Source organism: Bacillus pacificus (assembly GCF_020861345.1).
In the GTDB taxonomy this organism is placed as follows: domain Bacteria; phylum Bacillota; class Bacilli; order Bacillales; family Bacillaceae_G; genus Bacillus_A; species Bacillus_A pacificus.
The window spans coordinates 201063-214535 of the sequence record NZ_CP086329.1 but is presented as its reverse complement, the minus strand read 5'-3'; the positions used below and the strand labels follow the sequence as shown (position 1 = coordinate 214535).

Here is a 13473-nt window from a genome sequence, read left to right as displayed (position 1 = left end):
AAATGATTCGTACTATATCTATCAAGAAAAACCTATTCAAGATTAATTAAAATTCAATTATCTGAGCTTTTTTCAAATCAGCAAACCATTCACCTATTATATCGTTATGATGCTTAATAATTTGGGATGCCGATAATAATGTAGTGTCATATGTACTATGCCCATCTTCAACAAGAGTAACATCATACCCTAAGCTATATGCACGTCGACACGTCGCATCTATACATATTTCAGACTGAACGCCTGTAATCACAATGTGTTCGATGTCCCTTTTATTCAATTCTTGTTGAAGACTTGTTTCATGAAATGAATCAGGGTGGTTTTTTTCAAGAACGATATCTTCAGATAGTGGAGCTACAGATTCATGAATTGCCCATTCCGGATTTCCATGCTCTAATAAAGATCCTGTTTTCCCATTAAACTTCATGTAAAAAATAGGCGCTTGGACAGTACGAGCTTTATGGATTAACAATTGAATGTTTTTTAATAATTCAATTCCTTTATATAGCATTCTTTCTTCTTTAAATGAACCCACTTGTACATCTATAATAAGCAATGCTGCATAGCCTTTTATCATAAACGACCACCTCACATTTTGATTAAAATCATACAAGTAAAATATGTATAAAATAAGTATCCATTTTTAAAGTATCCAAAATGGATAGAGAATATAAATATGTGGAATCATGAATTTTTTTATCTTCAAGCTAGAAATGAATACATTAATAAAGTTTGTATTGCTTAATGTAGCCTAGAGGTGTTTGAATGTAGTGAATTTCGCACGTACAGTGTTAAGTGGCGCAAAAGATGGAGATAACTTCAAAGTCTTACCTATCGCAACGATGGGGATGAAGAATGACCATAAATAGAACCTGTTGTTTATAACAGGTTCTAATCAGAGTTATAGGCTCAATTACAGGAACTACAGATCTACTGGGGGGTAGTGTAATTCCTGATTAAAATTAAGATATGTTAAAAAATTTTAAATATGATTAATCAAATGATAACTAAACAAAATCGTTATTTTAAAGTGACTCAAAAAAGAGCACAGATATAAATGTGCTCTTAGAGAGGTAGGTTAAGTATCCTATTGGCCATTGTTCAAAGTTAATATATGTACGTTTAACTAAAAAGTGAAAAATAAAAACAGGATAGTTAGAAAAAAGCTAACTGTTTCATTGCAACTTGTAAAAAAGAATGTGGGAGGTTCAAAAAAGAAACTATATATAATTATACAAGTAAAACAGAATTGTACAGCATGAAAAGGAGCACTACATAAGTGAGTGCTCATCGATAAGGAGGTAACTTTTTTAGCTAAACACCCTTCTTAAAGAATATGCTGGAAAAGTGGGAAATAAAACTAAAATATAGTAACTAATGATGTTATGAATAACAATTTATAGGGAGAGGTTTAATGTTGTTATTATTTAAATAATAAAGCAGCTAGCTCAATGAACTAACTGCTTTATTGTCCAACAATAACGATACCCACAATACGTTGTAACTTAAAGTTACAACTATAGTATAAACGGAATTAAAAATATTATGTAAAATTAAAAGTGAGCTAAATAAGGAAACTAAAAAGAGCACTAGGTACAAGTGCTCTTTAAAAGAAGACCCTATGAGTTAATAGCTACATATCCGTAATATATGATGACAAACAAGTTAATATAAAAGAGCATTCAGCAGAAAACTAACTGCTCATTCCTAGAAGAAAAGGAAAAACAAAATTAAAGAAGTCACTGTGAATTCAAGCTGCATCAGCCCATCTATAGCATTGGACATAATGAATAGAAACAATAAGGTCATTAAAACTCACTTATAAAAACGTAAAGGAGGCACTGCTTAAATTGTAGTATCTCCTTTTAAAAAAGTTAAGTTCAGCTTTACTTCTGAAATCAAAACAGATAATAAAGTTGTTTATTTCCTTGTGAAACTAAAGCTACCATATAGTTGAATAATATAAATTGTTTTATTCGAATATATAGTTTTAACATTGACTTTCCGTCCTTATCCAATAACGGAGTAAATTCCCCTGCATATCCACTCAACTAAATAAATGATGAATTCCTATTTCTTTATCTACCATTATTACTCGTGAACACATAATTTAGAATTTTATTCGGAAAAACTCAAAAAGGCAGCTAGAAAAAACTAACTGCTCTAGTAAATACTATGAATACAATGTTTATTCGTATTCAAACTTGGATTACCTATATTGTTAACATGCCCTAAAAATTTATTCAATAAAAGAGCAGTTAGCCCAGTCTAACTGCTCGATGCAGAGGTATTGTATGCCGAGTTATTGATTTTATTCAAGGAATAAAGAAATTGTATTTATTTGAAAAATATAGTTGAAGAATTTTATAGAGAAAATGTAGCAAATTCTATATTACAAGAGATACAAGGTGTAGCTCCAATAGAAGACAGAAGTACGAAGACCTAAACAACTTTCTGAACCAAATTTTAGTAAGGCTTCAACTAATTTAACTGCATTTGAAACAAAACTAAATAGTAAAACCTAATTAAATGTGAAATTCAACTAAAATTTAATTCTACATAAGTAACAAAAGATATTCATGAAAATGGATACTTTCTCTTCTAAAAAGTATCTATTTTATGTCCATGTACAAGTGTAGAAAGACATAAAAGTCTAAACTAAAATCTCACAAATAATTGTTGATAAATAGTAATTACCATATAGCAATAGGATTTGTAAATAATAATCAAACCACATACCTAAAATCTCGAAGATTATACTTTAATGAAAAGAATTCGAGGACTTTTTGCAAAGTACGAAAAATTAGAACGTGAACTTAAAGAAGTTAAATATTGCTTGTTGAAAGCAATATTTGTAGCACATAAGATTAATACGTAAAGCAATTATCTTTATATAATCTTGATATGAATTTTACTTTGTCTTTCTATAAATATGATTTTATCTAAATATAAACAAATTACACTCTCCTTATAAAGCATCGAGGAGAGATAATGATGAATCCATTTAGAAAAACAACCCTGTTTGTATTTACACTATCAGTATTAAATACAAACATTGGTATGTCACATGGTGATATTCCTATATTTACTAAAATACAACCTGCAATACCACAAGAGGAGAATGCAAAATCAGAAGTAGAATATATGAGAAATGAATCAGTAGAATCAGAAAAGGTACTTGAAAAAGAAAATAGGCCCATAGAGCAAGAAAAAGTGATAGTAAGGCCATTGGATGTGCCGCTGATTCTACAAAAACCAGAATTAATGAGAGGTTGTGAAGTAACGAGCCTTGCTATGGTGTTGCAATTTTCAGGTGTACAAGTCGATAAGATGGAACTCGCTGCAAAGATAAAGTCTGTACCATTTCAGGGAAAGGGTATAAAGGGGAATATGCACAAAGGGTTTATTGGGGATATAGCTACATTTGATAAACCTGGACTAGGTGTTTATGTAGAGCCGATTTTAGAATTGGCAAAGGAGTATGTTTCAGAAGAGAAAGTGAAGGATCTAAGTCACAAAGAACCTCAGCAAATATATGAGGCGATAGACAGAGGGCAACCTGTATGGGTATTAACAAATGCCCGTTTTAAACGGTTACCTGATGATGAATTTTATACATGGCGTACAGATGCAGGAGAAATGAAAGTGACATATCACCAGCATAGTGTCGTTGTGACCGATTATGATGAACAATATGTATATATTAAAGATCCACTAAAGAAGGACAAACACAGAGCAATTGATCGGAATAGTTTTGAACAAGCCTGGATTCAAATGGGAAGACAAGCGATGACAGTTTCAATGTAAAACGAACGTAGATTGGATGAGAATAGAGATGAAAAAAGTTTTAATAGTTGAAGATGAACAGATTATCCGAGAGACTGTAGCCCATTATTTCTCGCATGATGGATATGAAGTAATTACAGCGGAAGATGGTCAAATTGGGCTAGATTTGTTTGCTGAACAAGAGCATAATATCAGTTTAGTTATTTTGGATATTATGCTCCCATTAATGGATGGATGGTCAGTGTGTAGACGTATTCGAAAGAATTCTAATGTTCCTATTATCCTATTAACGGCACGAAGTGATGAAGATGATACGTTACTTGGATTTGAACTTGGGGCAGACGATTATGTAACAAAACCATTTAAACCGTCTATTTTATTAGCGAGAGCAAAACGTTTGTTCAAAGATACAAATCAACAAGTACAATATCAGGACTGTATTAATTTATGTGGTATTCGCTTAGATAAATCAGCACGTTCTGTTTCAATAGATGGACAAAAAATAGATTTTACACATACAGAATATGAAATTTTACACTCTTTAATGCAACACAAGGAACAAGTACTATCAAGAGAGCAGTTAATCACAAATATTTGGGGATACGATTATGATGGAGATGATAAAACACTAACTGCACATATGCGTAATGTACGATTAAAACTTGGTGAGAAAGCAAAACACATTATTACAGTTGTTCGTACGGGTTATAAATTTGAGGTAGAAAAATGATGAGAAAGAAGATTGTGTTTCAGTTATTTTCTCTTACCTTTTTACTATGTTGCATGATTATCGCAGCTATCTTTTTCGGACAAATGTATGTGATGAAATACTTATATATAGATAAAGAAAAAGAAAATGTTCAGAAGCAATTACAACGGTACTATACATTTTATGAAGCTCATAAACAGGATGAAAATACACTCCAGAGGAAGGAACTCTCGTATGCTAATCAGCAGGGTATTATGATTGCTAGGCTCGATAAAGAAGCCAATATCAAGAAATTACCATCAGGAGATCATTATATAAAAACAGTTGATAAAAATGATTCGAGTCGATCCTCTAAGGTTGTGTTTAATAATTTAATCAATGCAAAGAAAGATATGGATCCTAATTTCAGTATATTAATTACAAGTTTACTCAATAAAACGACTAAACTAGCTATCATGGATACAGTAAGTAAAAGATCGAATAAAGACATAGTGATTCCTACAACATTGAGAATAAAAGGTTATGATGGAAATTTTGTTGCACCTACTTATTATCAGATTGATAAATATATGATGTCTGGTGCTAAAAATGGTATGAAGGTTTTTTCAAAAGAAGAAAGTGAGAAATATTATTTCTTAGAGGGAATTGTAACAGAGATAAATTTCCCAGTTTACTTCAATTCAAAAATGAATAATACATTGTATAGTAATGAGGTGTTTGCAAATCGTATTTTGCAATTTCAATCGGAATGGATCAGCGATAAAGTGAAATTACAAGGAGACGAATGGGTTCAGAATGAAATCAGTATAGATGGAATCAAGTATCTAGAAACGATAAAACCACTCATGCAAAATGGACAAGTAAATGAATTCATTTATACATTGTCTTCGTTACAACCGATTACAAAAGTGACAGATGTAATGAGTGATTATTATATATATATTATAGCATTTGTGCTGATTCTATCGCTGGTTGTATGTTTATATTATTCAAGAATTATTACCAAACCATTACTAAAAATTAATGAAGCAACGAAAAAAATAATGCAATTTCAATTTCAAGATAAGCTTTCTATCAAATCAAAAAATGAAATTGGTGAGCTTTCCTCTAATATTAATCAACTCTCAGAAAGAATGGAAGGATATATCAATCAGTTAAAAACAGACTTAGAAAAAGAGAAAAAATTAGAACAGACACGAAAAGATTTCATTGCAGGCGTTTCGCATGAATTAAAAACGTCACTCAGTGTCATGCAAATATCTGCATCTATGCTGCAAGATGGAATCGCGCCTGAAATGAATCAATATTATTGGGAAGCATTAGAAAAAGAAATAGAGAAAATGAATGTGTTAATAGATGAAATGTTGAATTTGGCTAAATATGAATCCGGAACGTACCAAATACAGATGGAGCAGGTTAATATAGGGAATTTAATTCAAAAGGCAGCAAAAGATTTACAAGTTCAAATTAAAGAAAAATCACTACACATCAAATTAAATATAGATAATGTTTGTGTTAAAGGTAAAACACATCTGTTAGAACAGGTCATAACAAACTTGTTTACCAACGCGATTCGCTATACAGATGCGAATCGAACCATTGTGATAGATGTAAACGAGAAACAACATGACGTATATATAGGGTTTGAAAATAAAGGGGCACATATAGCAGAAGAAAACATAGATAAAATATGGGATCAATTCTATAGAGTGGATAAATCAAGAAAAAGAGTATATGGTGGAACGGGTCTTGGACTTTCAATTGTAAAAAATATATTAGATTTACATAATGTAAAGTACGGTGTAACTAATACAAAAGATGGGGTATTGTTCTACTTCCATTTAGAAAAATGGGATACAAAGTAGTAAGATGTAACATTGATATTATAGATTTTACTGTGGTGTTAAAGGCGATTTACATTCATATAAATTATTTTTAAAAAGGTGCGGAGTCAACTGAAATGTACCCTTTAAAATGGACAGTTTAATAAAAAAAAACTGAAAAATCAAGCCCGGAAAAGATGGTTCCGATATTCAATCGGAATCATCTTTTTTAATGTTCACTGATAACGATTATAATTATACCCCTCCATCTATTAATGGTATCTTTAGTAAAGTTGAAGAATATGTAGGCTAAAGCGTCCATAGCGTTGCTTTTTTTGGTTATATAAGGGTAATATCATATAGGAGTAGAGGCCATGCATATTTGCACCAGAACCGGTTAAAATTAAGGTGGTTCAGTTAGAGAAAGGAACTTTATGGTATCATTTTAGCGAGTTTATTTATATTAAACTATATAAATAAGAAGTTGCATAAAGGTAAGTAAATATTATAATTGATTTTGAACCATTTAATCCAACAATAAATGACATAGCGATCAAACTTACTATGGTACTTTTTATACCGTTATTCTTAGCCTTGCTTATCAAAGTCATACTTATGAAATTTATGAGAGAATCGATTGCTGGCAGACTAGCATATCTATCTTGTCTATTTTTTATGTACTATGTATTTAAATTTGTTACAGAGTAGAAAGACATCTTAGGATGTCTTTTCTTTATAAATAACAGTAATGTAGTATTTAAGCCTATACGTTCACACAAGATTACATGTATTTAGTTCTGTATATCAATAAAGTTTTGGAACTTGATTTTCTTATCCAATCAAGTTCCAAAAAACTCTAAACTAAAAACTTATAAAGAATCTTTGATAAATAGCCATTATTATAAATTTTGTAGGTACTTTCATGTCTTAATAACAGGACATGAAAGTCTAAACCTTTTGAACATAGGACAAAAAACTCTAAACTACTTAGCCAGTAATATCTTTAACTTATTTTATTATAATAGATGAAAATAATGATAAAATTATACCTTTTTCCTAATTGCACGTGTGAATATTCTGATACAATAGAATTAAATAAATTTAAAGTTAGGGTGAAACGTAATGTGGGATAGTCATTTCCATGGTACTCCAAGTAAAGTGATAGTTGAAGAGATTTCTTCGGAAAACAATAGTGATAAAACTTTTAAAGTTGGACAAATATATTCACATCCATTATATGTTTATAAGCTAGAAATTTCTAAAATTGAAGCGTATAAAGGTGAAAGTTATAGTTATAGAAATGCTTCTATATTTGTAAAGCCTTGCTTTTTTAATAGGGAAAATGAAATTGTTAAATTAGATGAGTATGAGATGACTACAGAAGAATTGAACGCAGACAAATGGTGGATTGAATCAGAAAAGTAGAGGTGAGAATACTATGATTAATTTACTTATAAATACAGGTCTTTCTAAAAAGCTGTTAAGTGAATGGCATCCTATCAAGAATGGTCACTTGAATCCTGAAGATATTACATATGGAAGTTACGAATATATTTGGTGGGAGTGCTCTGAGGGACATGTTTGGGGATCAACTCCTAATGATAGGCTGAAAGTTGAAGATGAGCTTTGTCCAAAGTGTATGAAGAAAAAGCAGCAGCTAGATAAATTAAACAATGTTAATAAAATAGAAGCTAAATCACTTAGATGTATTGATCCAGATTTATCTAAGCAATGGAATTTCAAAAGAAATGCAGATGTAACACCTGATAATGAGATGATTGATGAAGAGAATTGGAATGTTAGATGGTGGATATGTGGTAAGGGTCATGAGTGGAAGGAGTCTGTTAGAAGTAGACTTCATGATAAAACTGTGTGTCCATACTGTTCAAATAAGAAAGTTTGCAAAGACAACTCATTAGCAACAATGTATCCAGAGATAGCAAAGGAGTTTTGTATCTTTGACACATGTTATCGGCAGAAATTCCGAAATCCATATGAGGCAATTTATACTTCAAATGAAGAAGTAATGTGGGTTTGTAAAGAAGGTCATATGTGGAGAGAAAAAATAAATTTAAGAGTGAAAAATGGTAAGGGATGTAGAACTTGTGAAAAGTATCAACAGTCAATTGCTCTTCATAACCCAGAAATAGCAAAAGAATGGCATCCTACAAAGAATAAAGAAGTATATGGTGTAACAACACCAGAGGAGACATCTACCAGATGTAACGAAAGAGCATGGTGGATTTGTGGTAAGTGTGGACATGAATATAAAGCAATGGTCAAAGCTAGACATGAAGGGGCTGCAAAATGTCCGTCATGTTATCCTCCAGAACCAAGGGTAAGAAAAAAGAAAAGAGAAGCTTTATTTCAAACTTATAATAAGATGGAAGATAATAGGGTTATCTTTGAGAAGAATTTAAGAGGAAAATTTAAAGATAGTGAAGGATAGCTTGAAATCTTTTTTCAAATTTGTGCTGGGAAGCTAAAAAACTAAAAAAGTGTCCTTTTTGCTTTTTTAGTTTTTTACATTTTATTTTGTGGAAATGAATTTAAATAAAAGCACCTATAAATCTCTAAGGTGCTTATTTTACTATATCTAGACCTTGCTATTTTGTGTAGCAAGGTCTTTTATTATATGTTCTATTTATAAAGTGAATTTAGTACGATAGAACATTTTCAATACTCCTAGAAATCATAGCAGTGCTTTTTTGTTATAAAGGATAATATTATATAGGAGTAGAAGCCATGCATATGACAAAAAAGAACAATTTCGGTAGGAATCCTGATTGTTCCCTGAAATGCGTCTTATATTTGCAAAAGAACCGGTTAAAATTAAGATTGTTCAGTTGGAGGAAGGAACCTTATGGTATCTTTTTAGCGAGTTTATTTGTATAATTTTATTCTTTAAATAGAACGATAAGAGAAAGGTGTCAACAACGATTCAAATTTCCCCAATTTCAACGAAATGAAATTCCCCATTATGAACGGCTAAATCGTTGTTTGGGCAGGATAAATTCCTGCTTTTTTCTTTTCTCGCAAACGGTAGGAGTCACCCTTGATGTTAAATGTAATCGCATGATGTAAGAGGCGATCCAAGATAGCCGTTGCCAATACATCGTCACCAAAAACTTTTCCCCATTCAAGGTACGATTTATTAGATGTTAAAATCATTGCTCCTTGTTCGTATCGCTTTGAAACAACCTGGAAGAAAACATTGGCGGTTAGTTCATCAAAAGGAAAATAACCTACTTCATCTACAATTAACACGTCTGGACGACTCCAACGATTTACGAGTCGCTGGAGTGTCCCTTTATCATTGGCCTTGCGGCACTGAGCCACTAAGTCGTCGGCCGACAAAAATAGGGCTGTATATCCTTGGGTAATCGCTTCAATCGCAAAGGAGACGGCTAAATGAGTTTTTCCTACACCCGGAGGACCCAGTAATATGCGATTTTCCCCATTGGCAATAAAGCGACATGTTAAGGTTTCCTTGACCCTTTTCTCGCTCAGACTTGGTTGAAATGTAAAGTCAAAATCATGAATCGTTTTGGTGTAAGGCAGCTTTGCCCGTTTCATTCGCTTTTCTAGTTGATCAGAATCTTGTTGCTCCGTTTCATGCAAAACGATAGTGTGAAGAAACTCAGAATATGATACATTATCCTTAGAAGCGTCTTCTAGTAAACTATCAAGTTGGTTGGCTGTATGATGCCAGCCGAGCTTCTTTAAACGCTCCAATAAGAGTTCGTTCATCATACAGACTCACCTTCTTCCAGTGCTGCGTAAGCAGCGAGAGGGCGTTTTTCCACATTTGGAGATGGGGTATGAGAGTGAAGACCGTCGGTCGCCAAATCTTCAACGTTCTTCGCTTTCTGCCCTTTTTCTTTTGTATGTAGCCCATCATAGTGTTCCATTCGGATATGAGTAGTTGCTTTTCCTGTAAGAACCGGATGTTTTGCGATACATTCACGTTCATCGTAAATCTCTAAATGATGATCGAGTGTTTCTTTAATCTTAACCATTTGTCCAGCGTAACGGTAAGGAACTGAATACCTTTTTCCGCGGTACGACACCACACAGTCCCGACTGACTTCTCTGGTTTCCCAATGTGAAGTGGGAAACAGAGGCTTCACTCCCCATATCTGCAGGAACTTCTGTTCCTGCTCAAATCGTTGAAATGGTGACTCATTAGTAGTCTGATTGGTTTTCTTGTTAGCTATCTGATCCAACCATGTACGTACGGCTTCATTTAATGCATGTAAAGTTGGTTCGTGTTTTCGCTGAAAGAAGTTATCTTTCAAATACTTAATGGTTCTTTCTACTTTCCCCTTTGTTTGCGGACGTTTAGGACGACAGGCTTTTGGCACAATCCCATAGTAGGCTAAGAAATCCTCAAACTTGCGATTGAAACGAATCTCTACAGGACTATGCTTGATTACAACGGTTTTCATATTATCATAGAGAATTTGTTCTGGTACCCCATTAAAGTAAGAAAAAGCATTCATATGACACTTCATGAGGGTTTCGAGATTCATGTTGGTTGTAAACTCTACGTACTTCATTCGGGAATAACCTAATATCATCACAAATGCATAAATGTCTTGCAGATTGCCATTCACTAAGTATTTTCCCACGTACGCCCAATCCATTTGGGCTTGTTTCCCTGGTGGTGTTTCAAACCGTAAGGTTGCCTGTTTCTTTGGCTGTTGACGAAGAGGACGAACAAAGTCTCTTAAAATTGTCATCTTCCCCTCGTAACCCATCGTTTGAATTTCCTCTAACAGTACGACACAGTTGGTTGTTCCTTCTTTGACTCGTTGAAGGATGTAGGACTTATAGGGTTCGAGCTTACTCTCTTTCTGCTGCTCGCTTGCCTTACGTTCCGGCAACTGATTGCTTTTTAGATATTTGCTGATCGTTTTACGATCGAAGCCTGTTGCTTCTGCAATGGCTGTTTTCGTCCACCCTTTCTGAAATAACTCTCTAATCATAAAAAACTCCCCAATCTTCAGCACCGTTTCTTCACTCCATCTTTGATGTTTGTTTCGAAACGATTATCTGTTATTTTTGGGGAATTTAAAACCGTTGTTATTGGGTATTTTACAATCGTTGATTACAAAAGGTAAGTGAATATTATAATTAATTTCGAACCATTTAATCCAATAATGAATGACATAGCGATCAAACTTGCTATGGTACTATTTATACCGTTATTCTTAGCATTGCTTGTCAAAGTCATACTTATGAAATTTATGAGAGAATCCGTTGCTGGCAGGCTAGCCTATCTATCTTGTCTATTTTTTATGTACTATGTATTTAAATTTGTTACAGAATAGATAGGCATCTTAGGATGCCTTTTTTATAAATAAAAGTAACGTAGTATTTAAACATATACGTTCACACAAGATCACATGTATTTAGTTCTGTAAATCTATAAAACTTTAGTTTGGATTTTCTTGGCCCAAGCTAGTCCCAAAAATGAGAGTTTAGAGTTTCATGCCTTTGTACAGTACATTAAGATAGGAGGGGAGTTTAACTCACATTTCCTCAACTGTTCGTTAAATTCCTATTTAACGAACACTTTATTTTTTAATATATATATTATATAATATTAATTGTATTAACTTATGAAATGTCATGTATCTAAATATAAGCTTTGTTTATTTAGATACTCCTCAAATTCTAATTGTATATAAAATTAAGGAGTGAAAGTAATTGAAACTAACAAGTGCAATTTTAGAGATGGATTCTAACGGAAATATTCGTAAGGAAGATAACATGGCTACAATCATTGCAAATACAGACACAGGTAATTCTATTCGTTTATATTGTAAGATTGATCCAGAGCAGAATACTATTGTTGCTTTTAACACGGCCATTATGGGGATTGTCTGTCCTTGTTGCTATTCAAACACATTTACATGTACTACACTTTATAACAAAAGACATAAGTTACTTCGTGAAGCATATGAACTTTTAAACGAAAACCATGCTATTGGTTTAAAATTACTTTATGACCATTTTGGAGAATTAATAGTTGAATAAATTTAACAATACAGTAGTTCACTATTCAATAGCACATATAATGTAATAAAAAGCATTAGGTTGACAATAACTTTATTACATAAACTATTCGTTAAATTATGTATTTATTTGGATCCTTGTCGTTTTATATATTAAAGTAAAATTATTTATTATCGCTCCGTATGTATTTGTTAAAAAAATTCATTTCAGAAAAACCTTTAAAATTACTTATTTCTTCTATTCATAAAACATCTTCAATGATATAACAATTTAGAAAATGCAAGAATGTGCATGGATAATAAAGTTGTCTAAATTACAATAAAGCCTTTTAAAAATAGAATAGTTATTTAACAGGCTGGGCTGAATTAGGATTTTATGCCCTCTATTTTATTTTGTGCTATTCAATAAAAAGGAATATTGTAACATTTCTTGTTAAAAAAAGGGCTGTATGCAGGAGGAGTTAATTAAATGTTAGGATTACCCTGTAGTAAAGTTTTTTAGTTTTTTTGACTAAGGAATAGGAGGTAGAATTCTTAAAAGAGAAAAAATTAATTGAAAAACAAATTGGAGAATACATTTTGGCAATACACCCTATTGTGAAAGTACTGTCACTCCAAACTTGAGTGCAAAACCTAATATTAATATTGCACTTGAATTAAAGAATTTTGAAAATGGTTTGAAATGTATCGCTAAGTTAGAACAGCTATATTATGGGTATAGAAAAAGAAAAGGTGTATTACTTGAAAGATATTATTTTAACTAAGGAGAACCGAGAACATATCAAACCATATGTATGAAAAGGGTAATAAATATTTAATTGAGCAATTGTGTTTTAGAGATTACTTATGAAATAATAAAACCGCTCGAATTGAGTATGAGCAGTTAAAGACTCAATTCGAGCGGGATAATCCCGATAATAAATATAAGTATAAGTATTTAGATGATAAAACAAACTTAGTTAAATCTGTATTCGCTAAAATAACTAATTAAAAAGGAGGCTATGTGTAACTAATCACTTTCCAAATTTAAATAGCTTTATTTTTCATGAAATATCGTTTTATGAAAGCATTAAAGCAATTTTTAAACAAATACAATAATCGCCTATCAAATTTATTGATAGGCGATTATTGTATT

At 32.2% G+C, this 13473-nt stretch carries 10 protein-coding genes and 1 pseudogene; 8 read left to right on the top strand and 3 right to left on the bottom strand.

The window, feature by feature from the left end:
• Positions 1-46: 46 nt before the first annotated feature.
• Positions 47-577, bottom strand: coding sequence for a cysteine hydrolase family protein (locus LMD38_RS28060; RefSeq protein WP_000589748.1), 531 nt, complete (start codon positions 575-577; stop codon positions 47-49).
• 2414 nt (positions 578-2991) lie between these two features.
• Between LMD38_RS28060 and LMD38_RS28055 the strand changes: the two genes are divergently transcribed.
• The 5 genes from LMD38_RS28055 to LMD38_RS28035 all read left to right on the top strand — a co-directional run bounded on the left by LMD38_RS28055 (position 2992) and on the right by LMD38_RS28035 (position 8767).
• A complete protein-coding gene (locus tag LMD38_RS28055; protein ID WP_046647181.1) occupies positions 2992-3807 on the top strand; it encodes a C39 family peptidase in 816 nt (271 codons plus the stop codon).
• A 28-nt stretch (positions 3808-3835) separates the two neighbouring features.
• Positions 3836-4516 (top strand): response regulator transcription factor, encoded by a 681-nt coding sequence (locus LMD38_RS28050; RefSeq protein ID WP_000756749.1) that lies wholly within the window; start codon positions 3836-3838, stop codon positions 4514-4516.
• Complete coding sequence (locus tag LMD38_RS28045; protein WP_046647183.1) at positions 4516-6360, top strand: sensor histidine kinase; 1845 nt, start codon at positions 4516-4518, stop codon at positions 6358-6360. The genes LMD38_RS28050 and LMD38_RS28045 overlap by 1 nt, the downstream gene beginning before the upstream one ends.
• Positions 6361-7440: 1080 nt before the next feature.
• Positions 7441-7743, top strand: coding sequence for a hypothetical protein (locus tag LMD38_RS28040; protein ID WP_000263523.1), 303 nt, complete (start codon positions 7441-7443; stop codon positions 7741-7743).
• Between the two features lie 13 nt (positions 7744-7756).
• Positions 7757-8767 (top strand): zinc-ribbon domain-containing protein, encoded by a 1011-nt coding sequence (locus LMD38_RS28035; protein ID WP_000609152.1) that lies wholly within the window; start codon positions 7757-7759, stop codon positions 8765-8767.
• Positions 8768-9306: 539 nt separating this feature from the next.
• Here the strand turns inward: LMD38_RS28035 and istB are convergent.
• Complete coding sequence (gene istB / locus LMD38_RS28030) at positions 9307-10071, bottom strand: IS21-like element helper ATPase IstB (RefSeq protein WP_000980839.1); 765 nt, start codon at positions 10069-10071, stop codon at positions 9307-9309.
• Entirely contained in the window at positions 10068-11330 is a 1263-nt protein-coding gene (istA, locus tag LMD38_RS28025) for an IS21 family transposase (RefSeq protein ID WP_002073783.1), read from the bottom strand. The genes istB and istA overlap by 4 nt, the downstream gene beginning before the upstream one ends.
• Positions 11331-11441: 111 nt before the next feature.
• On the opposite strand from istA, the gene LMD38_RS28020 reads away from it, so the two are divergent.
• From LMD38_RS28020 to LMD38_RS28010, 3 genes and pseudogenes are all read left to right on the top strand, one after another.
• Positions 11442-11651, top strand: coding sequence for a hypothetical protein (locus LMD38_RS28020; protein WP_001021329.1), 210 nt, complete (start codon positions 11442-11444; stop codon positions 11649-11651).
• Positions 11652-12030: 379 nt separating this feature from the next.
• Complete coding sequence (locus tag LMD38_RS28015; RefSeq protein ID WP_225991072.1) at positions 12031-12360, top strand: hypothetical protein; 330 nt, start codon at positions 12031-12033, stop codon at positions 12358-12360.
• Positions 12361-12807: 447 nt separating this feature from the next.
• Positions 12808-13329 (top strand): annotated as a pseudogene (locus LMD38_RS28010) (GrpB family protein).
• The last annotated feature ends 144 nt before the right edge of the window (positions 13330-13473 follow it).